This is a genomic window from Erwinia phyllosphaerae (assembly GCF_019132875.1).
Taxonomy (GTDB): Bacteria; Pseudomonadota; Gammaproteobacteria; order Enterobacterales; family Enterobacteriaceae; genus Erwinia; species Erwinia phyllosphaerae.
On sequence record NZ_JAHSPF010000007.1, the window covers coordinates 245448 to 267961 of the forward strand.

Genomic DNA, 22514 nt, shown 5'->3' on the forward strand with positions numbered 1-22514 from the left:
ACCTCAGCTTTGCGAAACTTTTTGTGGAGCGAAGTCGTGAGCTACGGCTTCACCATGCGCCACGATGGCGTTTGGACGAGGAATTTCCGGCACGTTTAAATCAAGGTGCGGAAACAGTAATTCGCCCACGCGATACGCTTCTTCCAGATGCGGATAGCCGGAAAGAATAAAAGTCTCTATCCCCAGGTCGGCGTATTCCTGCATTCTGGCTGCAACCGTTTCGCCATCGCCTACCAGTGCGGTACCCGCGCCGCCACGGACCAGGCCTACGCCAGCCCACAGGTTAGGACTGATTTCCAGCTTATCGCGACGACCACCGTGTAAAGCCGCCATGCGATGCTGACCAACAGAATCCGTTTTGGCCAGCGCGGCCTGTGCTTTAGCAATGGTGGCATCGTCAAGGTGCGAAATCAGCCGCTCGGCAGCTTTCCATGCCTCTTCGTTGGTTTCACGTACGATAACGTGCAGACGGATGCCGAATTTTACCTTGCGCCCCTGTGCCGCCGCCTTTGCCCGTACCTGGTCTATTTTTTCTTTGACCTGAGCAGGCGGTTCTCCCCAGGTCAGATACACATCAACCTGTTCGGCGGCCAGATCCTGTGCCGGCTCGGAGGAGCCGCCAAACCACAGCGGCGGACGCGGCTGCTGCACAGGTTTAAACATCAGGCGAGCGCCGCGAACGTGCACATGCTTGCCTTCATAATCTACCGTTTCGCCTTCCAGCACTCGGCGCCAGACGCGGGTGAATTCCGCCGATTCCGCATAACGCTCACGATGATCGAGGAACACGCCATCGCCCGCTAACTCTTCTGCATCACCGCCGGTAACAAGATTAAACAGCGCGCGACCGTTTGACAGGCGATCCAGCGTCGCGGCCTGGCGAGCAGCCTGGGTAGGTGAAATCACACCGGGGCGCAAAGCCACCAGAAAACGCAGGCGCTGCGTTACCGGGATAAGCGAGGCCGCAACCAGCCAGGCATCTTCACAAGAGCGGCCTGTAGGGATAAGAACCCCGCCAAAACCCAGGCGATCGGCGGCCTGCGCGATTTGCTGCAGATAACCATGATCGACCGGACGTGCTCCTTCAGTGGTGCCTAAGTAGTGACCGTCGCCGTGAGTAGGCAGAAACCAAAAAACGGAAAGGCTCATGGTGAAACTCCTTGCGTTGCGGAAGCGTCATGCCAGATACGACTGGCGATATCGACCTTCACCGGCATTAAATGATTGGCATAAAAAAGATCGGCGGTATGCTGCTGGGCCTGTACCGTTTTTTCGCTGACCGGGCCGATAACGGTAGGAGGACGGTGGTCAAGATAGCTGGCGATTACCGGCTTCGGCAGGCCAATCGTTTGTGAAAGCAGTTCGATACTCCGGTTGCGATCGCTACGCGTGAGTTCATCCGCCTGGCTAAAAGTGTCCAGGACAGCAGTCACAAAGGGGCCATTAGCCTCGGCAAAAGGTCGCGTTGCCAGATAGAACGAGCCGGTCAGATTCAGCCCGTTACCATCGGCAAGCACCCTGACTCCGCCCTGGAGTAGCGCAGAGGAATAGTAGGGATCCCAGATTGCCCAGGCATCGACATCGCCTTGCTGAAACGCGGCACGAGCATCTGCTGGCGTCAGATAAGCGGGCTGAATATCGCTAAATTTCAGGCCTGCTTTGGTTAAAGCACGCAGCAGTAAATTGTGTGAACTTGAGCCTTTCTGGAAAGCCACCTTATGGCCTTTCAGATCGGCGACGCTCTTAATCGGGCTATTTTTTGCTACCAGAATCACTTCCGACTGCGGTTTTGGTGGTTCAGAACCGACATAAAGCAGATCGGCCCCGGCAGCCTGGGCAAAAATCGGCGGGATATCGCCGGTACTGCCCAAATCGATACTGTTAACGTTTAGCGCTTCCAGCATCTGCGGGCCAGCGGGAAACTCGATCCATTTAATCTGCGTATGTGGAAAACGCTTTTCCAGCAGCTGGTGCGAACGGGCCAGCGCCATACTGACCGATCCCTTTTGATAGCCAATACGAAACGTTTTTGGCGCGGCAGGCTCCTTGGCCAGTACGCTACCGGTCAGAACACCGCTGATAGCCAGCGCGGAAAAAAGACGTAAAAACAGGCTCATTTATTCTTCCTTATACCGCAGCGGCCAGCAGCTGATGGCGGCGCGTCAATGCTTGCCAAAAAGTGTCTACAGATTCTGCGATACGCTCGGCCAGCACGGGCGCAAGTTCAGGCTGGCGATCGTAATGGCTAATCTGGCTGTCGTCGGCAAACACGCCGTGCAGCACTTCCTGCGCTTTCAGGGCGTTCAGTACCGGCTTGAGCGCATAATCGACCGCCAGCATGTGCGCCACGGTGCCGCCGGTTGCCAGAGGTAGAACAACCTTATGTTCCAGCGCGCGCTCTGGTAAAAGATCGAGTAGCGTCTTTAATGCGCCAGAAAAAGAAGCTTTATAAACCGGCGTCGCCACAATTAGCCCGTCAGCGTTTTCAAGATCTTCCTTTAACGCCAGCAGCGCAGGGGAGTCGAAACGGGCATATAACAGATCTTCAGGGTGAAAATTATGCAGGTTCCAGGGGATAACCTCGACGCCGCGCTGTTCAAGTGCCTGCTGGCAAAGGGTCAGTAAAGCGGTTGACCGCGAAGGATAGCGAGGACTGCCTGCCAGAGTAATAACGCGCATCATCTCTCCTTATAACCAAAAGTTATTGATTAAAATATTTCCCGAACTGATGGAACTATCCTGACAGAGTGCGTAAGGAGGCTTAAATGATTTATCCGGCATATTTAAGTCATTTTCTGGATAAGTGAGCAGAGGCTAATGGGAAACAGCGAAAAAAGAAGAGGATAAGGGGACGCAATCGTTTTACTTTCCGCGCAAAGGACTTTACCATTTTCCTCCGCGCCTGCAGCGTCACTGCGTCGGCAAAATGCGTCTCTCACGGGAAACTACATAATAAAGGTGAGCAGGCGTACGCCTCAGTGTTGAGGGTTGCTCTGGCAACCAGTCCTTTCCCGATCCGCCTGGATCATTCAGGAGCGAACATGTATAACCTGGCCCGTAAAGCGCTTTTTCAGCTGGATGCTGAACGTGCGCATGAATTTACTCTTCAGCAGCTGCACCGCATAACCGGTACGCCGCTTATCCACCTGGTGCGCCAGACTTTACCCTTTAAGCCTGTTAACTGTATGGGGCTGGTTTTTAAAAATCCGCTGGGCCTTGCGGCAGGGCTGGATAAAAATGGCGAATGTATCGATGCTTTTGGCGCGATGGGGTTTGGCTTTGTCGAAGTGGGTACCGTGACGCCGCGCCCGCAGGCGGGTAATGACAAACCGCGCATGTTCCGCATACGAGAAGCCGAAGGCATTATTAACCGTATGGGTTTCAATAATCTTGGCGTAGACCATTTGGTCAATAATGTTAAGCAATCCCGTTTTGATGGCATACTTGGCATTAATATTGGCAAGAATAAAGATACGCCTGTTGAAACTGGAAAAGACGATTATCTGACCTGTATGGATAAAGTTTATCCTTATGCAGGTTATATTGCGATCAACATCTCATCTCCGAATACGCCGGGCTTGCGTACGCTGCAATACGGTGAAGCATTAGACGATCTTCTGATAGCTATTAAACAAAAGCAGCAGGAGCTGGAAGCGCGCCACCATAAATATGTCCCGGTTGCGGTAAAAATTGCGCCAGATCTGGCGGAAGAAGAGCTAATTCAAATTGCCGATAGCCTGGTGCGTCATAATATTGATGGCGTTATTGCCACCAATACGACGCTGGACCGCTCGCTGGTCAGCGGCCTGAAACACAGTGAAGAAGCGGGCGGCCTCAGCGGGCGTCCCGTGCAGCTACGCAGTACGGAAATCGTTCGTCGCCTGGCGCAGGAACTGCAGGGACGACTGCCGATTATTGGCGTAGGCGGAATCGATTCGCTGGTTGCAGCGAAAGAAAAAATAGCGGCGGGCGCCTCGCTGGTGCAAATATATTCCGGCTTTATTTACAAAGGGCCGCCGTTGATAAAAGAAATTGTTACCCATCTCTGATAAAAACCCGTTATAACGGCGCCAGGGGCTTTATTTTCGCCTCTGGCTCGTTTATATTTTCTCCTGTTTACCCATTTTCAGCCTGATTTGGCCGGATGCATTATTCCCCGGACGATTAATAGCAGGTCTACTTATTACGGGACACTTCATGAGGATTAAACCTGACGACAGCTGGCGCTGGTATTTCGATGACGAACAGGATCGCATGATGTTGGATATGGCCGATGGCATGCTGTTTCGCTCCCGCTTCCCACGTAAAATGTTAACGCCGGATGCCTTTGCCGCAGCCGAATTCTGTGTTGACGATGCCGCCCTGTTTGTTAATTTTGATGAAAACTGCCGCGACTGTGATTTAAATCCGCAGCAGCGTGGCGAACTGGTGCTGAACGCGCTGGTGGCGCTGCGCTTTCTGAAACCGCAGATGCCAAAAAGCTGGCATTTTTCCACGCACCCTCGCCACTGTACGCCGAAAGATGGCGAGCTTGTGGCGGTACGCCTGAGTGAAACCGGCGAAGAGGCTACGCTGCTGGTGGTCGAAGCGGGCGAAAACGCGGCACTCTGCCTGTTAGCCCAGCCGCAGCTGGAGCTGGCGGGCAAAACGATGCAGCTGGGTGATGCGATCAAAGTGATGCACGATCGCCTGCTGCCGGCTATCAGTCAGCACCACTTTACCTTTGCGCGCGCCGTTTAGCGCTCAGCCAGCTGTACGTCGCCATCCGGTATACAGCTGCAGCTTAATAGCGTGCCGTCTTTACGCAGCGCGCCTTTTTTCAGCTCGCGAACCTGGCCAGATAGCAGCCTGACGCGGCAGCTGCCGCAAACCCCGGCACGACAGGAGTAAGGGATGCGGAATCCCTGCTGCTCCAGCTGTTCCAGCACAACCTGCTGGTTATTGCCGCAAAAAGATTCACCCTGCCAGCTAATCGTCAACGGCGCTTCGGCCTGGCTGACTGGCGCAAGGGTTTCCGCCACTTCACCCGCGCCGTACAGGCGTGGTGATTGACGGGTAATCACTTCCAGCTCGTCGCCCACGCGCACAATACCGCTGCCCAATGCCACCAGATTCAGGCCAAAATCCACATCTCCGCTGCCGTCCGCGGCGGTACGGAACTTTTGCAAAGTAGTAAGCGGCTCGCCGGTCGGATGCTTGCGCCCACGTTCAGGACTGACGGTGGTAAAAATGCAGCGGCTACAGGGTTTAGGGACGTCGAATAAAATCGTGCCTATTTTCACCCTTGACCAGCTGTCTTCTTCCCATGCTGTCGCACCCGTGACCACCAGGTTAGGGCGAAACTGCTCCAGCCTGACGCCAGCAGGACAACGGCTGCGCAGGTCATGTAGCGACGCTTCGTTAATCAGCAAATAAGGATAGCCGTCGGCGAAACCCAGCGGCACCTGCTCCAGCCGTTTAACGCGGCGCGTCATGTCAGGTCCAACCCAGCGCAGCTGTACCGGCCGTGGGAAAAAGCCGCTGAGCCATTCATTAATTTCTGCAGGCGCAACCAGCGCGGTAAAATGGTTGCCCCAGACTTCCGTAGGCGCCGGATCGGCGGCAAAATCGGCAAAGCGAACGGTGGCGCTACTGCCATCAGCCGCAGCAAGAAATAATCCTTCAGGCGTTAACGCTGGCGTAAAAAGCACCATTTCCGGATATTGACGAGCGGTAATAAAGGTACCGTCACTATCCGTAAGCATAAAAAAACGATCAAACGCCAGCCCGCTGGCCAGCGCCTGGGCGTGCGAGACCTGCGTGCCGCGCATCGATTTGACCGGGTGAATAAACAGACGAGACAGACTGACCATAGCGCTCTCCGGCAGAAAAGAGGGCGTCAGCGTAAAAAAGACCTGAAAGCGGCTGACGAAAAGAAGCTAACTTTATGACATGCGCCCTGGATTAGCTATAATGCGCAGCAATTTTCCAGATGATAAGTGACGTTATGAATTCTCTGTTTGCCAGTACGGCGCGTGGGCTCGAAGAGCTGTTAAAAAGTGAACTGGAAGCGATGGGGGCAGAAGAGTGCCAGGTCGTCCAGGGCGGCGTACATTACCAGGGGGACGATCGTCTGATGTATCAAAGCCTGATGTGGAGCCGCCTGGCTTCCCGCATCCTGCTGCCGCTGACCGAATGCGGCGTCTACAGCGATTTGGATCTCTACCTGGGCGTGCAGGCTATCGACTGGCCAGCCATGTTTGGCAGCGATAAAACCTTCGCCGTACACTTCAGCGGCCTGAATGAAGTGATCCGCAACAGCCAGTACGGCGCGTTAAAGGTTAAAGATGCCATCGTCGACAGTTTTACCCGTAAAAATCTGCCGCGTCCCGATGTCGATCGCGAGCAGCCGGATATTCGCGTCAACGTCTGGCTGAATAAAGATACCGCCAGCATCGCCTTAGACCTGAGCGGCGAAGGGCTGCACCAGCGTGGCTATCGCCAGCAGACGGGCATGGCTCCGCTGAAGGAAAACCTGGCGGCGGCAATCGTATTGCGCTCCGGCTGGCAGGCAGGAACGCCGATGGTCGATCCTATGTGCGGGTCGGGTACGCTGCTGATCGAAGCGGCCATGATCGCCAGCGATCGCGCGCCGGGCCTGCATCGTACGCACTGGGGCTTTACCGGCTGGAATAAATTTGACGATGCGCTGTGGCGTGAAGTCACCAGTGAAGCGCAGGTTCGCGCTCGTCGCGGGCTGCAGGAAACGACCTCGCGCTTCTACGGCTATGACAATGACAGCCGCGTTATTGAACGCGCGCGCGCCAACGCCCGTCGTGCGGGCCTGGCCGATGTTATCAGCTTTACCACGCAGGACGTGCTGAAGCTGACCAATCCGCTGGAAGAGGTAACCGGTACCGTATTAAGCAACCCGCCGTACGGCGAGCGTCTGGAAAGTGAACCGGCGCTGATTGCGCTGCACAGCCAGCTGGGTCGCCTGATGAAGCAGCATTTCGGCGGCTGGAACCTGTCGCTATTCAGCGCCTCGCCAGAGCTGCTGAGCTGTCTGCAGCTGCGCGCCGAGCGCCAGTTCAAAGCCAAAAACGGCCCGCTGGACTGCGTGCAGAAAAACTATCAGCTGGCGGTTAACACCACTGGCGTGGCGCAGATTGCGGAGGATTATGCTAACCGCCTGCGTAAGAACCTGAAGAAGCTGGAAAAATGGGCGCGTCAGGAAGGGATTGAATGCTATCGCATGTACGATGCGGATCTGCCGGACTATAACGTTGCGGTCGATCGCTATGGTGAATGGGTAGTAGTACAGGAATATGCGCCGCCAAAAACTATCGATCCGGGTAAGGCTCGCCAGCGTCTGTTTGACGTAATCGCGGCCACGCTGAGCGTGCTGGAACTGCCTGCTAACCGGCTGGTATTGAAAACCCGTGAACGTCAGAAAGGCAAAAGCCAGTATCAAAAGCTGGGTGAAAAGGGCGACTTCTTCGAGGTTTCCGAATTTAATGCGAAGCTGTGGGTAAATCTGACCGACTACCTGGATACCGGCCTGTTCCTGGATCACCGCATCGCGCGCAAAATGCTGGGCCAGATGAGTAAAGGAAAAGACTTCCTTAACCTGTTTGCCTATACCGGTAGCGCCAGCGTGCATGCCGGGCTGGGTGGCGCTAAAAGCACCACGACCGTCGATATGTCGCGTACCTATCTGGAATGGGCGGAGCGCAATCTGCGTTTGAATGGCCTGACCGGACGCCAGCACCGTTTAATGCAGGCCGACTGCCTCAGCTGGCTGCGCGATTCTGACGAGCAGTTCGATCTGATCTTTATCGATCCGCCGACCTTTTCCAACTCCAAACGTATGGAAGAGAGCTTCGACGTCCAGCGCGATCATCTGCTGCTGATGAAAGATTTGAAAAGGCTGCTGCGTAAAGGCGGCACCATTATGTTCTCTAACAACAAGCGCGGATTCAAAATGGATCTTGCCGGACTGGCGGAACTGCAGCTCAACGCTCAGGAAATTACCGCAAAAACCCAGTCGCAGGATTTCGCCCGCAACCGTCAAATTCACAACTGCTGGCTGATTACTCACGCCGGTAAGGAATAAGTTTTATGTCACTGATCAGTATTCATGGTGCTTACCTGTCATTCAGCGATGCGCCGCTGTTGGATAACACTGAGCTTCATATTGAAGAGAACGAGCGCGTCTGCCTGGTAGGCCGTAACGGCGCGGGCAAATCAACGCTGATGAAAATCATCAACCGCGAGCAGCCGCTTGACGATGGCCGTATCATCTATGAGCAGGATCTGGTTATCGCGCGTTTGCAGCAGGATCCGCCGCGTAACGTAAAAGGCTCAGTTTACGATTTCGTTGCCGAAGGCGTGGATGAGCAGGCCGAATACCTGAAAGCCTATCACGCCATTTCGCATCTGGTGATGACCGATCCCAGCGACAAAAATCTTAATGAGATGGGCAGGCTGCAAAGCATTCTGGATCACCAGAACCTGTGGCAGCTGGAAACGCGTATCCAGGACGTGCTGAAGCAGATTGGTCTGGATGGCGATGCACCCCTTTCCTCGCTTTCCGGCGGCTGGCTGCGTAAAGCGGCGCTGGGCCGCGCGCTGGTCAGTAATCCGCGCGTGCTGATGCTGGACGAACCGACCAACCACCTGGATATCGAAACCATTGACTGGTTGGAAACCTTCCTGAAGACGTTCCAGGGCAGCATTATCTTTATTTCGCATGACCGCTCGTTTATCCGCAATATGGCAACGCGTATTGTCGATCTGGATCGCGGCAAGCTGGTTTCCTGGCCGGGCGACTACGATCAGTTTTTGCTGGGTAAAGAAGAAGCGCTGCGCGTGGAAGAGATGCAGAATGCCGAGTTCGATCGCAAACTGGCGCAGGAAGAAGTCTGGATCCGCCAGGGCATTAAGGCTCGCCGTACCCGTAACGAAGGCCGCGTGCGCGCATTAAAAGCGTTACGTCGCGAGCGAACCGAACGCCGCGAAGTGATGGGCAAGGCCAACATGCAGGTTGAAGAGGCGAGCCGCTCCGGCAAAATCGTCTTTGAACTGGAAAACGTCAGCTACGCCGTGGACGGCAAGCAGCTGGTTAACGACTTTTCTGCTCAGGTACAGCGCGGCGATAAAATTGCGCTGATTGGCCCGAACGGCTGCGGTAAATCTACCCTCTTAAAGCTAATGCTGGATCAGCTGAAGCCGGACAGCGGCCGCGTGCATATCGGGACCAAGCTGGAAGTGGCCTATTTTGACCAGCACCGTACCGAACTCGATCCCGATCGCACGGTGATGGATAACCTGGCGGAAGGCAAGCAGGAGGTCATGGTTAACGGCAAGCCGCGGCACGTGCTGGGCTATCTGCAGGACTTCCTGTTCCATCCTAAACGCGCAATGACGCCGGTACGCGCTTTGTCCGGCGGCGAGCGCAACCGTCTGCTGCTGGCACGTCTGTTCCTGAAGCCAAGCAACCTGCTGATCCTCGATGAACCGACCAACGACCTGGATGTTGAAACGCTGGAGCTGCTGGAAGAGCTGATTGATGGCTACCAGGGCACCGTGCTGCTGGTCAGCCACGATCGTCAGTTTGTCGACAATACGGTAACCGAATGCTGGATTTATGAAGGCAACGGCGAAATCGGCACCTTTGTGGGCGGCTATCACGATGCGCAGCAGCAGCGGAGTGCCTATAAGCAAACCCGCAGCGCGGCGAAAACGTCGACCACGCCACAACGTCAGGAAACCGTAAAAAACGAAGCGGCAAAGCGCCCGGTCGCTAAAATGAGCTATAACCTTCAGCGTGAGCTGGAACAGCTGCCGCAAAAGATGGAGCAGCTGGAGGCGCAGCTCGCTTCGCTACAGGCCAAAGTGGCCGATGCCAGCTTCTTTAACCAGCCTCATGACGTCACGCAGCCGGTTCTGGATGCCTTAGCCAGCGCGGAGCAGGAGCTGGAAGTGGCCTTTGAGCGCTGGGAATATCTGGAATCGCTGAAAAACCAATAATACCGAGGTAATTTATGTGTTCATCGCACCAGGCCGACCAGTGGATGCTTTGCCCGCAGTGCGACCTGATGACACAGTTGCCGTCGCTGACGCCGGGCAGTAAAGCTAACTGCCCGCGCTGCAACACCACGCTGGTGATGAACTGGGACGAGCCGCGCAAGCGGCCAACCGGCTATGCGCTGGCGGCGCTGTTTATGCTGGTGTTGGCCAACCTGTTCCCGTTCGTCAATATGCACGTGGCCGGGATGAGCAGCGAAATCACGCTGATGCGCATTCCGCAGGTCATGGTGTCGGTTGATTACAGCAGCCTGGCGACGCTGTTTATGCTGTTTGTGCAGACCGTTCCCGCGCTCTGCATGGTTATCATTCTGTTACTGGTCAACTCTGTCAGACTGTCCGTACCGCTAAAACGGCTGCTGGCGCGCGTGCTGTTCCAGATTAAAGCCTGGGGCATGGCAGAGATTTTTCTCGCTGGCGTACTGGTCAGCTTCGTCAAGCTGATGGCCTATGGCGACATTGGTATCGGCACCAGCTTTATTCCGTGGTGTCTGTTTTGCCTGCTACAGCTGCGGGCTTTTCAGTGCGTCGATCGCCGCTGGATGTGGGAGCGTATCGCGCCTTTACCCGCGCTACCGGCAAAACCGATCGCCGGCGTTAGCGGTTTGCAGCAAAATTTACGTTCCTGCGGCTGCTGTACGGCAGTGCTGGCGGCTGAGCAACAGGTATGTCCGCGCTGCGGCACGGTGGGGCACGTTCGCCGCAGGCATAGCCTGCAATGGACAATGGCGCTGCTGCTGACCTCGCTGCTTTTATATATTCCCGCTAATCTGATGCCCATCATGATCACCGATTCGTTGGGAAGTAAGATCACCTCTACGATAATGGCGGGCGTGGTTCTGCTGTGGAGTGAAGGCTCTTATCCGGTGGCCATGGTTATTTTTGTCGCCAGCATCATGGTGCCCTCGCTGAAAATGTTGGCTATCGGCTGGTTGTGCTGGGACGCTAATGGCAAAAGCAAGCCGCACCAGGACAGCGAACGGATGCATAAAATTTATGAGGTGGTGGAGTTTGTCGGGCGCTGGTCAATGATTGACGTTTTTGTGATCGCCGTGCTCTCGGCACTGGTACGCATGGGGCAGATAATGAACATCTATCCCGCGACGGGCGCGCTGTTGTTTGCGCTGGTCGTCATTTTAACTATGTTTTCCGCCATGACTTTCGACCCGCGTTTGACATGGGATCGTGTAAGTAACAAAACTCAAGAGGAGCCAGACATTGCAGGAAAATAATCATGGTGTGGCAACGGTTGATAAAATCAAACGTTGGTCACCGGTCTGGATAATCCCCATCGTTACCGTTTTAATGGGGGCGTGGATCCTTGTTTATCATTTTACCCATCAGGGGCCGCTGGTCACGCTGATTACCACCAATGCCGAAGGTATTGAAGGCGGGAAAACGGCCATCAAAAGCCGCAGCGTGGATGTCGGCACGGTTGAAAGCGCCGTATTAACAGACGACTTACTGCATGTGAAAATTACCGCGCGCCTTAACACCGGCATGGAAAAATTGCTGAAAGGCGACAGCGCTTTTTGGGTAGTCAAACCTACTATCGGTCGGGAAGGCGTCACCGGCCTGGGCACGCTACTCTCCGGTTCTTATATTGAGCTCCAGCCCGGCAGCAAGGGCGAACAGCCTGAAGAGTATAAGCTGCTGGATGCGCCGCCGCTGGCGCCGCCGGATGCCAAAGGCATTCACGTCACGCTGGACAGCGCGAAAGCGGGGCAGCTTAATGCCGGCGATCCCGTACTGTTTCGCGGCTATCGCGTTGGTTCGGTAGAGACCAGCCACTTTGACGCCGACAAGCGCATGATGACCTATCAGCTCTTTGTCGCGGCGCCTTACGATCGTCTGGTCACCACCAATGTCCGTTTCTGGAAAGACAGCGGCATTGCGGTAGATATGTCTGCTTCGGGCATGCGCGTCGAAATGGGCTCGCTGACCACGCTGTTCAGCGGCGGCGTTAGCTTTGACGTGCCGGACGGCTGGGATCTGGGACAGGCAGCGGCTAACAAAGCGGAATACAAACTGTTTGACGATCAGCGCAGCATTCAGGATTCGCTCTATACCGTGCATAAAGATTTCCTGATGTTCTTCAGCGATTCCATCCGCGGCCTGCAGCCGGGCGCACCGGTAGAGTTCCGTGGCATCCGCCTGGGTACGGTAGCCGAAGTGCCGTTCAAATCGACGAAGATCGCACAGCAGCTGGGGAATGACTATCGCATCCCGGTGCTGATCCGCATTGAGCCGGATCGCTTTGACAGCATGCTGGGCAAGGATTTCGATATCGAACAGCACCTGAAAGAGGGCATCAAGGCTGGCCTGCGAGCCTCGTTGAAATCGGCTAACCTGTTGACCGGTTCGCTCTATATCGATCTGGACTTTGACAGCAATGCCAAACCGGTGACCGGCCCGGACTCCTTTGCTGGCTACGAGCTGATCCCGACCACCAGCGGCGGCCTGGCGCAAATCCAGCAGAAGCTGATGGCTACGCTGGATAAAATCAACGCGCTACCGCTGAACCCGATGATCAATCAGGCGACCGGCACGCTGAAAGAGAGCCAGCGTACCATTCGCGAGCTGCAGAAAACGCTGGACAACATCAACCAAATCACCGGCAGTAAGTCGATGAAAGAGTTGCCTGCGGATATGCAGAAAACGCTGCGCGAGCTGAACAACAGTATGAAAGGCTTCCAGCCTGGCGCACCGGCCTATAGCAAACTGACCGGTGATATGCAGCAGCTTAACCAGGTATTGCGCGAGCTTCAGCCGGTATTAAAAACGTTGAACAGCAAGAGTAATGCGCTGGTGTTTGAAGCCAAACCTGGCCACGACCCGCAGCCGAAGAGGGCGAAATAATGAAAAAATGGATACCCGTGGCGTTTGCTTTGACACTGGCTGCCTGTAGCAGCACGCCGGAAACGACCTACTACCAGCTGCCTTCGGCGACGAAAAGCACGCTGGCCAGTACCAGCGCTGATGCGATGCGCCCAACGGTCTTTGTGCAACACGTTTCGGTGCCGGATTATCTGGCCGGAAACGGCCTGGTTTACCAGAGCAGCGATGTAAAATACGTCATCGCCGCCAACAACCTCTGGGCCAGTCCGCTTGACCAGCAGCTTCAGCAAACGCTGGTTGCCAACCTGAGCGAGGCGCTACCTGGCTGGCTGGTTTCCTCATCGGCGCTGGGCGAGCAGCAGGACAAGCTGACCGTTAACGTAACCGGTTTCCAGGGACGTTACGATGGCCAGGCGGTCATTAGTGGCGACTGGGTGCTTGAGCATCAGGAAAAGGTCATCAGGCGCGCCTTTACGCTCACGCTGCCGCAAAAAGAAGATGGCTATGACGCGCTGGTCCGGACGCTGGCGGCAGGCTGGCAACAGGAAGCGCAGGAGATAGCGCGGGCTATCAGCAGTAATTAAGAAAATTTAATAATCTTATTAAGCCCCGGCATACAGCAATTCAGAATGTTGTACGGTCGGGGCTTTTTTTTACCAATTACAGCTGGTTATTCCGTTTTTAAGGCTAATGCAGGCAATACGTTGCCGCTATGCTCGCACAAATTTATGACATTGGCGTGAATTTTGCGCATTGATTTCTGTTTTGAATGGCGTTAGAACTGAATTGTGATTGCGTACGCACTCACTGATTTCTTTCCACCAGATTCCACCTGACCTGAAGAGGGGATTGCAGGCATGATGAAGAGACAGAAACGAGATCGGCTAGAACGGGCACATTCCAGGGGTTATCAGGCCGGTATTTCCGGGCGTCCCAAAGAGATGTGTCCCTATCAGATGATTGATGCGAAATCTCACTGGTTGGGAGGCTGGCGACAAGCCATGGAGGACAGGACGGTTACCGCTTAATCCGGACTGTTTTAGAAAAGGAAAAAACCTCCGCCCGGGCGGAGGTTTCTGTTTTCAATGTTTAGAAAGCGGTAGTGTCTTTAAACAGACCTACTTTCAGATCGGTAGCCGTATAGATAACGTTACCGTCAACCAGCACTTCACCATCAGCCACGCCCATCACCAGTTTACGGTTGATCACGCGCTTAAAGTGAATGCGGTAAGAAACTTTTTTCGCCGTTGGCAGAACCTGACCGGTAAATTTAACCTCGCCCACGCCCAGCGCACGGCCTTTGCCTTCCGCGCCCAGCCAGCCCAGGTAAAAACCAACCAGCTGCCACATCGCGTCCAGACCCAGACAGCCAGGCATCACAGGATCGCCAATAAAGTGGCAGCCAAAGAACCACAGATCCGGATTGATATCCAGCTCGGCCTCGACAAAGCCTTTGCCGTATTTGCCGCCATCCTCATTCATCTCAACCACGCGATCCATCATCAGCATGTTTCCTGACGGTAACGGCGGGCCTTCGGCACCGAACAGTTCACTGCGGCCAGAGGCAACCAGATCTTCTTTGGTGTAGGATTTGCGTTTATCTACCATGTTTTCAATAAGCCTTATTTTAATGAAGCACGAAGGTTAGCTTACAGCTGTAAGCTGAGCAAGCCCGATTAGCTCTGGTTAAACCAGTTTAGCCAGCGCAGCGGCCACGGGCGTTGTCGGCCTTCGTGCTGGTTTATCTGCGCTATGCGTTCCTGTATCGTTCTTAACAGGCAAGGCGCGTCTTCTTTATCCCACTCGACTGCTGTCAGCAAAGGCAGCGCTTCTTCTACGCTTTCCACTGCCCAGATATGGAATTTCCCTTCTTTTACCGCATCCACCACTTCCTGCTGCAGAGAAAGATGGCGAACGTTGGCGGCCGGAATAATCACGCCCTGGCTACCGTTAAGCGTACGCTGATGACAAATATGGAAAAAGCCTTCGATTTTCTCGTTAAGGCCGCCTACAGGCTGCACCCGACCAAACTGGTCGACGGAGCCGGTTACCGCTATTTGCTGCGTAATCGGCTGATTGGCCAGTGCGCTGATCAGGGCGCAAAGTTCGGCCAGAGAGGCGCTGTCGCCATCCACTTCGGAATAGGATTGCTCAAAAACCACCGAGGCGGAGAAGGGGAGCTGCTGCTCCAGCTCCAGCTCAGCTATCAGCCAGGCCTGCATAATCATCATGCCTTTAGCATGAATATTACCGCCCAGCTCGGCTTTGCGCTCTACGTCATGGAACTCGCCGTCGCCAACGTGTACGACGCAGCTGATACGTGAAGGTTCACCAAAGGCGCGTGGATGTCCCGGAAACTCAATAACCGAGAGGGCGTTGATCTGACCAATCATTTCGCCTTCGGTTTCAATCAGGATTTGCTCCAGCAGAATTTCATCGCGAATACGCTCGGCAAGGAAGCCTTCACGCCATTCCCGACTTTCCAGCGCGGCCTGAAGATGTTCGCCAGAGATAACGTTATCATCGCTGTGGGCCAGCGCGTCCTGGAACTGGCGAGAAAGCCAGACGGGGCAAAGCGGCAGCGTATCCTGATCGCCGGTATAGCGTACCGCTTCGCGCATCAGCACCGGCCAGAGATTATCCGCGATAACGATGTCTTCATCGGCGGCTACCGAACGCGCCCACTTGATCCACAGGCTAAAAGCTTCTTCATCAACAATCTGAATGTTTTCTTCAAATTCAGAATAGAAGGCCAGCGAGACCAGCTCCGGTTCCATCTCCTGAAAATCCGCCAGCGCATCGCGCTCGCCGGTCAGAATGAGCCGGAAATGCATGGGCATCGGCGGCACGGAAACCGGCAGCGGCCGCGCTTCGTCAGGCGAATGCCAGCTGAACTGGCCGGTCGTCAGAATCTGCTTCAGGCGCAGCCACAGCAGCGGTTGAGCAAGCAGAGCACGGAGTGAAAGGATCAGCGTGCCGCCGTTGGCCTGATGTACCAGACCCGGCTCCAGCGTGAACGCATTATGATACTGACGAAAACAACCGAACAGCTGCTCTGCTTCTGTCCAGTCGGCAAAGTGAACGCCGCCCGTACTCGCAAAATTGTCCTGCTCTGACTCGGCGGGACGCCAGCTGATTTTCGCGCCTTCAATATGATAATGACCGCCGTAAAGCGCGGGGCTTTCTTCGGTAAAACCCGCAACGACATCCTGCAGCAGCGACTGATACTGCACGTGCTCAGGTGTTTTCACCAGCATGAGCGGCAGCTTTGCCGGGCTTTCCAGCAGCAGGCTAAGGGTGCTGAACAGGCGAGACTGCACGACGGCAAAATAACAGGAGTCATCGGGAAGCTCAGAAAAAAGCGGCTGAACGCTGTCGGTATCGGGCTGCAGGGCACGCCATTCAAGTTGGTTGTTGGTCAAAGTTATCGTATTTTTTTGAAATGAGTAATGCGGCATTATACAAGATTTCAGCCTGTTAAGCATTGCGCAGATCCATTTCAGGCACTGATAAACAGCATTTGCGAGTTGGCTCTGGTTTTCCGTGCGGCTCGGTGAAAAAAACTGTTATCCTGAATAAGATACAGACTTAGCATGAGATTGCGATGAAATATCAGCAACTGGAAAACCTTGAAAGCGGATGGAAGTGGGCCTATCTGGTGAAAAAACATCGGGAAGGCGAAGCGATCACGCGTTATCTGGAACGAAGCGCGGCGCAGGTTGCTGTTGGTGAGCTACTCGCGATGGAAAATCGACCGACAGAAGTGCTGACGTGGATTAGCCGACATATTAATCCGGCGCTTGAAAACCGCATGAAGCAAAGTATTCGTGCACGCCGCAAGCGGCATTTTAACGCCGAGCATCAGCATACGCGCAAGAAATCTATCGATCTGGAATATCTGGTCTGGCAGAGGCTGGCCGCGCTGGCGCAGCGGCGTCACAGTACGCTGTCGGAAACCATTGTGCAGCTGATTGAAGACGCTGAACATAAAGAGAAGTATGCCAGCCAGATGTCCTCATTAAAACAGGACTTACAGGCTATTCTGGGCAAGGCGGACTAAGCAGGTTTTCAGGAAAATTAACGGCCAGTTGAAGGGATAAACAACATCAGGCGTCAGCCTTCTCGTTTTTATCATTCAGCATCAGAGAGCAAATTGCTGAAGATCGCATACAAAAAACCCCGCCGAAGCGGGGTTTTTTATCAAAGCGTTAAACTTAACCCTGAGGCTGAGTTACAACGTCTTTGATGCCTTTAACCTGAATTTCTACACGACGGTCTGGACCCAGACATTCGATCAGGGCTTTACGGCCTTTCACGCTGTCACAGGTGTTGCCGGTAACTGGGTTAGATTCACCCATGCCACGTGCAGAGATCTTGTTAGAAGGGATGCCTTTAGAAACGAGGTAGTCAACAACGGACTGAGCACGTTTCTCGGACAGTTTCTGGTTGTACTGGTCAGAACCGATACGGTCGGTGAAGCCCAGAACAACAACGCTGCCGTCTTTCGGATCCAGAGAGCTCAGCTGGGTGTACAGCTGATCCAGAGCCTGCTGGCCTTCAGGCTTCAGAGTCGCCTTGTTGAAGGTGAACAGAACGTCTGATTTCAGGGTGAAACGCTTGGTTTCAACAACTGGCGCTGGCGCTGGAGCCGGAGCCGGTGCTGGAGCTGCTTCATCCTGACCGAAGCGGTAGGAAACACCTACGCTCAGCATGGCGTTGTCTGGACGAGTACCAACGGTGTTTGCATCACCGATGTTGTTCACCCACTGATAATCCAGGCGGGTAGCCCAGTTTTTGGTCACAGCATACTCAAGGCCCACTGCTGCCAGCGGAGAAACGCCGGTGTCGTGGTCGCTGATGCGGTTGCCGTTGTTGTTCTGCTTAGAGTCTGCGCGCCATACCATGCCGCCCAGACGGGTGTACACGTCCAGATCGTCATAGATTGGGTAGCTCAGTTTAGCAGCCAGCTGAACGCCCTGTGCTTTATATGCGCCATTTACTACATTGCCTTTGTAAGGCATACGGCCCAGCCAGTCATAACCCAGTTCGAAGCCCAGGTATTGGTTAGCCTGGTAACCACCGAACGCACCAGCGCCCAGCTGGCTTTCGTGAGTTGGACCGTCGTTGTTTGCATAACCGTTACCGTAGTAACCAGTGTCGTGGTACTGAGACCAGCCCAGTTTCGCACCGGCGTACCAGGTGTCATCTTTAGGGGCGGCCTGCGCTACGGTAGCGAAGCCAGCCAGTGCCACTGCAATTGCGATAGCTGTCTTTTTCATTTTTGCGCCTCGTTATCATCCAAATAGGCAATGAGCTTTCATTAGCTCTTTGATTAATCCTTCGCCGGGTTATGACGCTCGATTATGACTCATCCAAAAAAGGGAGATTATTGAGCACCCTGGCGACGTAAAGTCTACAACGTACCAGCAAAGTTACAAGTAAGATGTGAAGGAGGCCTGAAAAAAAACGGAGGTTTAGACACAAATTTACATATTTAACTTATGTGAGGGACGAAATAAAGGAGGGGGAAAAGAGGGCTAAACCATTGTCACGCCGGGTCATAGCATAATCAGACGCTTATCAGGCCCGGCGAAGAAGTTTATGATGGGAAAACTCTTATTTTTACTTAATGATACAAACTTGAGTGAATCTTTAAGCCATTAAAGGGTCTGGAGGTCGCCATTTCGGTCGGATCCGGGCGCATAATTAACCCCAGGGCCTGGCCACAAAGAGCAGCATTATGCAGTCGTTGCCGATCGTCTGATGACAATTCCTCCGGCAGCCAGCCGAGCACTACGCTGTAGTTTCCTGTTTGCAGGGCCTTTATCATCGCTTCCAGCGTATTAATGGCCGCTGTTCCCTGAACCTGCATCACTTTATCCAGCGGCAGGCCGGATTGCGCAAGCCAGCTACGGCTTAGTTTTTGCTGTGGCGTCAGCCAAAGCTGCCAGCGTGACTGGGTGCCGAGCTGTTGCAGTAGAGGTAAAAGCAGCATTTGCGTCATGCCTGGCTGATTCTCACTGTAAATCAGTTCGCTGATAAGGCCAGTAGCTTCGTTTGTTGTCGATGCGGCACAGGCTGAAGCCTGTTGAAAACGGCGATTAGCAAAAAGAGATTTCATGGAATGAGTATGCATATTGGCTTTGCTCGCAGGTCACTGTATGGATATACAGTATAAGGGTAATGCATAAAGATCAACCTTATTTTTTGAAAACGCCTCGCAAAATCACAATCCAGGCGACCCACACAGCAATTATTAATTGAACCTGTAACGGTGATTGCATACCTTTCTTTTCCAGAGAAAACGCCACGGGAAGGCATCATTTATCTGGAAGGAGAGAATTATGTGTGACTCAAAAACGCAGATTGCCAAAGCCAAATGTCAGCTTGCTGAACTGGGCGATATCGACAGTCGTAGCCAGTTCGGCGGCTACAGTCTGTCTGTCGATAACGTTGTTTTTGCCCTGGTAGCAGAAGGAGAGCTCTATCTGCGCGCTTGCGAGCAGGTGAAGCCCTATCTGACCGAGCGGAAAATGAAACCTTTGCACTTCAATAAAAGAGGCGTGCCGGTCGCGCTGGACTACTATCGCGTTGACGAGCCTTTATGGAAAGAGAACGAACAGCTTCTGGCGCTTTCCAGGCTTTGCCTGCAGGGCGCACGTGAGCAGAAAGCCCGGCAGCAACAAAATCAGCGTTTAAAAGATTTGCCTAACCTGACCGGAAAGCTGGAAATGTTGTTAAGGCAGGTAGGCATCAGCACCATTGCCAGGCTCAAGCAAGAGGGGGCCAGACGCTGCTGGCTTAAGCTGTACGCCAGTAATAAAAATGTCGGCATTAATATTCTGTTTGCGCTCGAAGGCGCTATTACAGGGCATCATCATGAAGCGCTGCCGGAACATATCAAAACAGAACTTCGGCGGTGGTACAAAGAAACGATGCGGCGTCAGATGGCCAGGCAGCAAAAACCTTAAGCCGCAGAGAGTTTTTTCTTAAGCCGGGCTATTTCCGGCAGCAGCGCGACCAGCAGGCCAACTTGCTGCAATACCAGCGGTTCTTTCGTTTCCGGCGCGGCCTCGGCCTCGGCCAGACGTACAGACAGATTATCCAGCAGTCTGGCAGCCTTACTGTCGTCTACGATATCAACGTGCAGTACGTCATCAACGTAGCAGACCGCGTCGTCCATCAACTGCAGAATTGGCTGGCTGGTCATTTTTTCACGGTGCGCGCCCAGGGCCGAGATGTAGCTGAGAAAGGAGTGGTTAAGGCACAGCAGGCGAAAAGCATCTTCTCGCAGGCTGGTCCCGGTATTTTTCTCTGCTGAAATATTTGAAACCACGGAGGCAAGTTCCGCATCGCCATTATGGGCATCGCGGCGTGCTACGCGGTAATCCAGCCGGTTATCTTTACCCTGGTGATACTGCACAAGGATAGCGTCCAGGTAGCGACAGTTAGCGTTCAGCGTACGCTCCGCTACGGCAGAAAGACGGCGGAAGCGCCAGTCGGGCCAGATAAAAGCCACGGCCAGCCAGGCGATGCCGCAGCCCAACAGCGTATCGATAATACGCGGCAGCGCGACCTCAAAACCTTCACCGAGCAGGTTAAAGCAGCACAGCACCAGCAAGGTAATAAACAGCGTGGCGGTAGCATATTGCGACTGGCGGAAAGCAAAAAACAGTACGCCGCTCAGCACAATCAGCACAAGCTGGCCTTCCACGGAAGGCACCAGCCAGAGCAACGGCAAGCCGATCATAATGCCGACGACCGTACCGGCAATACGCAAGGCCAGCCTGCGCTTTGTGGCGTTGTAGTTGGGCTGGCAGACAAACAGGCTGGTCAACAATATCCAGTAGCCATGTTCAAGCCCGGTCAGCTTGATAAAAGCGTAACCGGTACACAGCAGTAACGACATGCGTACGGCGTGGCGAAAAAGTGGCGACTGCGGTGATAAATGGCGGCTCAGGCGCAGGCGAATATCGGCCCAGCCAGTCAGGCCTTCGCTGGAAAGGCGGCCATCGCTGTTATCCTGTAATACCTGCTCGGACTCAATCGTCGCCAGCTGCGCGTCTATTGCCTTCAGGTTGTGCAGCAAATAGTGCATTGCTTTGATTTCACCGCTGGCTGGCTGCGCCTTAGTGATACGATCCAGTGCGGCCTGTAAATGAACAAATGCACGTTCAAAACGCGCATCATGCTGCCAGGGTTCACGCAGTAAAATGCAGTTAGCCAACTGCTGGCAGGCCTTAGCCTGCATGGTTAGCAGCCGTTGAAAACGGAATAAAATATCGCTGTAGCGGTACGCTTTGCGCAGCGCATGGTATTGCGCATGGGAAGAGCTGGCGCGCTCGTGAATATCCTGCGCCACAAAGTAATAGTGCAGCGTACGTCGGGTGCTTCGCTGCCCCCTGTCGCCACGCAGCCGCGACTGAATGGAAATTTTTGTCTGGTTCAGCGTGGCAACCAGCTGGCTGTTGGTCATCGCGGCTTCAATCAGCGAGCCATCATCGTTTTCTTCAATATCGGGATCGAACAGGCCTGCTTTGGCTTCCAGATAACGCGCCAGACCCTCAAAGCAGCGGGCAATATTTTCCTGCAGCGGCCGTACCGGAAAAAGGGTGTGGCCAATAAGCGTCAGCAGGTTGTACCAGACAGCGCCCAACAGCAGGAGCGCAGGCTGCATGTACCACTGCTGAAACAGGCCAAGCCCAAGCAAAGTGTAAACGGCAATCAGCAGCGCGCCAAAAGCGATAGTGGCATAACGCTGACCCAGCGCGCCCAGCAGGATGAATCCCCATGTTGAGAGCGCGAGGCCAATAATAAACAGCCAGGGATAAGGCGACAGGAGCTCAATAGACACTGACGCCACGCAAAAACAGATCAGCGTGCTCAATAAATTGCGCAAACGACCGCTGAGCCGATCGTCAAGATCGGTCAGCGCTGCGGCCACCACACCCAGCGTTAGCGGAATAGTCCAGGTAATCTGGCCCAGCCATAGCGGCACGGCTGTAGTACCGGCCAGGGCAAAAAAGATCCGCAGGTTATAGAGCAGCGCGCTGTTATAAGCATAGCGGCGCAGGCGTGGCGTCAGCGTTAAGAGCATAGTTAGTTAAACCGGCTACGGGCGTTAGCTTCGCGGGCGGCCTTTGCAACTTCAACGCTTACCACACGGCGTCCCACAGGCCACAGCGCGATGGCAGCAATTTTGAAATGAGCGATGCCGGTAGGAATGCCGATAATCGTAATGCATTGTGCGATACCAACCAGAATATGCGTCACGCAGAGCCACCAGCCGCAAAAAACCAGCCAGACAATGTTCAGCAAGGTGCCGCCAGAATTCAGGAAAATATTTTTCCGGCCGGGATTGAGTTCGTCAACGTGCACCGCTTCGTTACCGAAAGGGAATAGGGAAAGTTTAGTGATTTCCCAACAGGAACGGGTTAGCGGCAGGGTAATAATAAAGATAATGCTTAACAGCGTAGCGACCAGCCAGCCAATAGTGGTCAAAAATCCGCCCATGAAAAAATTCAGAATGTTTAAAATGGTACGCATCAGATAGTGTCCTCCTGGTGCGAAAAAAGAGAAGGGTCAATACGTTGATTATACCGTGTTTT

General features: G+C 54.1%; 20 protein-coding genes. 10 read left to right on the forward strand and 10 right to left on the reverse strand.

All coding sequences use genetic code 11. The features are described from left to right. Positions 1-3: 3 nt before the first annotated feature. From ssuD to ssuE, 3 genes are read right to left on the reverse strand one after another with little or no spacing between them, the layout of a single operon-like run. On the reverse strand, positions 4-1149 hold the full coding sequence (gene ssuD / locus KUE00_RS14320; RefSeq protein WP_246760564.1) for an FMNH2-dependent alkanesulfonate monooxygenase: 1146 nt from the start codon (positions 1147-1149) through the stop codon (positions 4-6). After that, complete coding sequence (locus tag KUE00_RS14325) at positions 1146-2117, reverse strand: sulfonate ABC transporter substrate-binding protein (protein WP_246760565.1); 972 nt, start codon at positions 2115-2117, stop codon at positions 1146-1148. The genes ssuD and KUE00_RS14325 overlap by 4 nt, the downstream gene beginning before the upstream one ends. Before the next feature lie 10 nt (positions 2118-2127). Beyond that, positions 2128-2679, reverse strand: a complete 552-nt coding sequence (gene ssuE, locus KUE00_RS14330; RefSeq protein ID WP_246760566.1) for an NADPH-dependent FMN reductase — start codon at positions 2677-2679, stop codon at positions 2128-2130. A gap of 362 nt (positions 2680-3041) precedes the next feature. Between ssuE and pyrD the strand changes: the two genes are divergently transcribed. Then, positions 3042-4049 (forward strand): quinone-dependent dihydroorotate dehydrogenase, encoded by a 1008-nt coding sequence (gene pyrD / locus KUE00_RS14335; protein ID WP_246760567.1) that lies wholly within the window; start codon positions 3042-3044, stop codon positions 4047-4049. Positions 4050-4197: 148 nt separating this feature from the next. Next, a complete protein-coding gene (locus KUE00_RS14340; RefSeq protein ID WP_246760568.1) occupies positions 4198-4740 on the forward strand; it encodes a cell division protein ZapC in 543 nt (180 codons plus the stop codon). Here the strand turns inward: KUE00_RS14340 and KUE00_RS14345 are convergent. Further along, positions 4737-5852, reverse strand: a complete 1116-nt coding sequence (locus KUE00_RS14345) for a YcbX family protein (RefSeq protein WP_246760569.1) — start codon at positions 5850-5852, stop codon at positions 4737-4739. The genes KUE00_RS14340 and KUE00_RS14345 overlap by 4 nt on opposite strands. Before the next feature lie 134 nt (positions 5853-5986). Between KUE00_RS14345 and rlmKL the strand changes: the two genes are divergently transcribed. The 6 genes from rlmKL (at position 5987) to rmf (ending at position 13934) form a co-directional block, all read left to right on the forward strand. Then, the gene (gene rlmKL, locus KUE00_RS14350; RefSeq protein WP_246760602.1) at positions 5987-8095 is read left to right on the forward strand and encodes a bifunctional 23S rRNA (guanine(2069)-N(7))-methyltransferase RlmK/23S rRNA (guanine(2445)-N(2))-methyltransferase RlmL; all 2109 of its coding nucleotides are present in this window, start codon (positions 5987-5989) and stop codon (positions 8093-8095) included. Between the two features lie 5 nt (positions 8096-8100). Next, positions 8101-10011, forward strand: a complete 1911-nt coding sequence (locus tag KUE00_RS14355) for an ABC transporter ATP-binding protein (RefSeq protein WP_246760570.1) — start codon at positions 8101-8103, stop codon at positions 10009-10011. Between the two features lie 14 nt (positions 10012-10025). After that, entirely contained in the window at positions 10026-11300 is a 1275-nt protein-coding gene (gene pqiA / locus KUE00_RS14360; RefSeq protein WP_246760571.1) for a membrane integrity-associated transporter subunit PqiA, read from the forward strand. After that, positions 11287-12927 carry an intermembrane transport protein PqiB gene (gene pqiB / locus KUE00_RS14365; RefSeq protein WP_246760572.1) on the forward strand — a complete coding sequence of 547 codons (1641 nt, stop codon included), beginning with the start codon at positions 11287-11289 and terminating at the stop codon, positions 12925-12927. Before pqiA ends, pqiB begins: the two co-directional genes overlap by 14 nt. Continuing rightward, on the forward strand, positions 12927-13490 hold the full coding sequence (gene pqiC / locus KUE00_RS14370; protein WP_246760573.1) for a membrane integrity-associated transporter subunit PqiC: 564 nt from the start codon (positions 12927-12929) through the stop codon (positions 13488-13490). Before pqiB ends, pqiC begins: the two co-directional genes overlap by 1 nt. 276 nt (positions 13491-13766) lie before the next feature. Beyond that, positions 13767-13934 carry a ribosome modulation factor gene (rmf, locus tag KUE00_RS14375; protein WP_246760603.1) on the forward strand — a complete coding sequence of 56 codons (168 nt, stop codon included), beginning with the start codon at positions 13767-13769 and terminating at the stop codon, positions 13932-13934. A gap of 61 nt (positions 13935-13995) precedes the next feature. Here rmf and fabA read toward each other — a convergent pair whose 3' ends face one another. Together fabA and KUE00_RS14385 are read right to left on the reverse strand one after the other, a co-directional pair. Then, positions 13996-14514: a bifunctional 3-hydroxydecanoyl-ACP dehydratase/trans-2-decenoyl-ACP isomerase gene (gene fabA / locus KUE00_RS14380; protein WP_246760574.1), complete on the reverse strand. Its 519-nt coding sequence runs from the start codon at positions 14512-14514 to the stop codon at positions 13996-13998. Positions 14515-14582: 68 nt separating this feature from the next. Then, positions 14583-16364 carry an AAA family ATPase gene (locus KUE00_RS14385; RefSeq protein WP_246760575.1) on the reverse strand — a complete coding sequence of 594 codons (1782 nt, stop codon included), beginning with the start codon at positions 16362-16364 and terminating at the stop codon, positions 14583-14585. 146 nt (positions 16365-16510) lie between these two features. Between KUE00_RS14385 and matP the strand changes: the two genes are divergently transcribed. Beyond that, a complete protein-coding gene (gene matP, locus KUE00_RS14390; RefSeq protein ID WP_246760576.1) occupies positions 16511-16966 on the forward strand; it encodes a macrodomain Ter protein MatP in 456 nt (151 codons plus the stop codon). A gap of 154 nt (positions 16967-17120) precedes the next feature. Here the strand turns inward: matP and ompA are convergent, their stop codons facing one another. Together ompA and sulA are read right to left on the reverse strand one after the other, a co-directional pair. Next, a complete protein-coding gene (gene ompA / locus KUE00_RS14395) occupies positions 17121-18185 on the reverse strand; it encodes a porin OmpA (RefSeq protein ID WP_246760577.1) in 1065 nt (354 codons plus the stop codon). Between the two features lie 347 nt (positions 18186-18532). Then, a complete protein-coding gene (gene sulA, locus KUE00_RS14400; protein WP_246760578.1) occupies positions 18533-19042 on the reverse strand; it encodes an SOS-induced cell division inhibitor SulA in 510 nt (169 codons plus the stop codon). A gap of 208 nt (positions 19043-19250) precedes the next feature. On the opposite strand from sulA, the gene KUE00_RS14405 reads away from it, so the two are divergent. Then, on the forward strand, positions 19251-19877 hold the full coding sequence (locus KUE00_RS14405) for a TfoX/Sxy family DNA transformation protein (protein ID WP_246760579.1): 627 nt from the start codon (positions 19251-19253) through the stop codon (positions 19875-19877). Here the strand turns inward: KUE00_RS14405 and yccS are convergent. Both yccS and KUE00_RS14415 read right to left on the reverse strand, forming a co-directional pair. Next, complete coding sequence (yccS, locus tag KUE00_RS14410) at positions 19874-22003, reverse strand: YccS family putative transporter (protein WP_246760580.1); 2130 nt, start codon at positions 22001-22003, stop codon at positions 19874-19876. The two genes, KUE00_RS14405 and yccS, sit on opposite strands and share 4 nt — an antisense overlap. Positions 22004-22005: 2 nt before the next feature. Continuing rightward, complete coding sequence (locus KUE00_RS14415) at positions 22006-22452, reverse strand: YccF domain-containing protein (protein WP_246760581.1); 447 nt, start codon at positions 22450-22452, stop codon at positions 22006-22008. Positions 22453-22514: the final 62 nt, after the last annotated feature.

Bases quoted from the DNA above. Each gene is read 5' to 3' on its own strand.
- ssuD (WP_246760564.1), bottom strand. From the start codon at position 1,149: ATGAGCCTTTCCGTTTTTTGGTTTCTGCCTACTCACGGCGACGGTCAC.
- KUE00_RS14325 (WP_246760565.1), bottom strand. From the start codon at position 2,117: ATGAGCCTGTTTTTACGTCTTTTTTCCGCGCTGGCTATCAGCGGTGTT.
- ssuE (WP_246760566.1), bottom strand. From the start codon at position 2,679: ATGCGCGTTATTACTCTGGCAGGCAGTCCTCGCTATCCTTCGCGGTCA.
- pyrD (WP_246760567.1), top strand. From the start codon at position 3,042: ATGTATAACCTGGCCCGTAAAGCGCTTTTTCAGCTGGATGCTGAACGT.
- KUE00_RS14340 (WP_246760568.1), top strand. From the start codon at position 4,198: ATGAGGATTAAACCTGACGACAGCTGGCGCTGGTATTTCGATGACGAA.
- KUE00_RS14345 (WP_246760569.1), bottom strand. From the start codon at position 5,852: ATGGTCAGTCTGTCTCGTCTGTTTATTCACCCGGTCAAATCGATGCGC.
- rlmKL (WP_246760602.1), top strand. From the start codon at position 5,987: ATGAATTCTCTGTTTGCCAGTACGGCGCGTGGGCTCGAAGAGCTGTTA.
- KUE00_RS14355 (WP_246760570.1), top strand. From the start codon at position 8,101: ATGTCACTGATCAGTATTCATGGTGCTTACCTGTCATTCAGCGATGCG.
- pqiA (WP_246760571.1), top strand. From the start codon at position 10,026: ATGTGTTCATCGCACCAGGCCGACCAGTGGATGCTTTGCCCGCAGTGC.
- pqiC (WP_246760573.1), top strand. From the start codon at position 12,927: ATGAAAAAATGGATACCCGTGGCGTTTGCTTTGACACTGGCTGCCTGT.
- rmf (WP_246760603.1), top strand. From the start codon at position 13,767: ATGAAGAGACAGAAACGAGATCGGCTAGAACGGGCACATTCCAGGGGT.
- fabA (WP_246760574.1), bottom strand. From the start codon at position 14,514: ATGGTAGATAAACGCAAATCCTACACCAAAGAAGATCTGGTTGCCTCT.
- KUE00_RS14385 (WP_246760575.1), bottom strand. From the start codon at position 16,364: ATGCCGCATTACTCATTTCAAAAAAATACGATAACTTTGACCAACAAC.
- matP (WP_246760576.1), top strand. From the start codon at position 16,511: ATGAAATATCAGCAACTGGAAAACCTTGAAAGCGGATGGAAGTGGGCC.
- ompA (WP_246760577.1), bottom strand. From the start codon at position 18,185: ATGAAAAAGACAGCTATCGCAATTGCAGTGGCACTGGCTGGCTTCGCT.
- sulA (WP_246760578.1), bottom strand. From the start codon at position 19,042: ATGCATACTCATTCCATGAAATCTCTTTTTGCTAATCGCCGTTTTCAA.
- KUE00_RS14405 (WP_246760579.1), top strand. From the start codon at position 19,251: ATGTGTGACTCAAAAACGCAGATTGCCAAAGCCAAATGTCAGCTTGCT.
- yccS (WP_246760580.1), bottom strand. From the start codon at position 22,003: ATGCTCTTAACGCTGACGCCACGCCTGCGCCGCTATGCTTATAACAGC.
- KUE00_RS14415 (WP_246760581.1), bottom strand. From the start codon at position 22,452: ATGCGTACCATTTTAAACATTCTGAATTTTTTCATGGGCGGATTTTTG.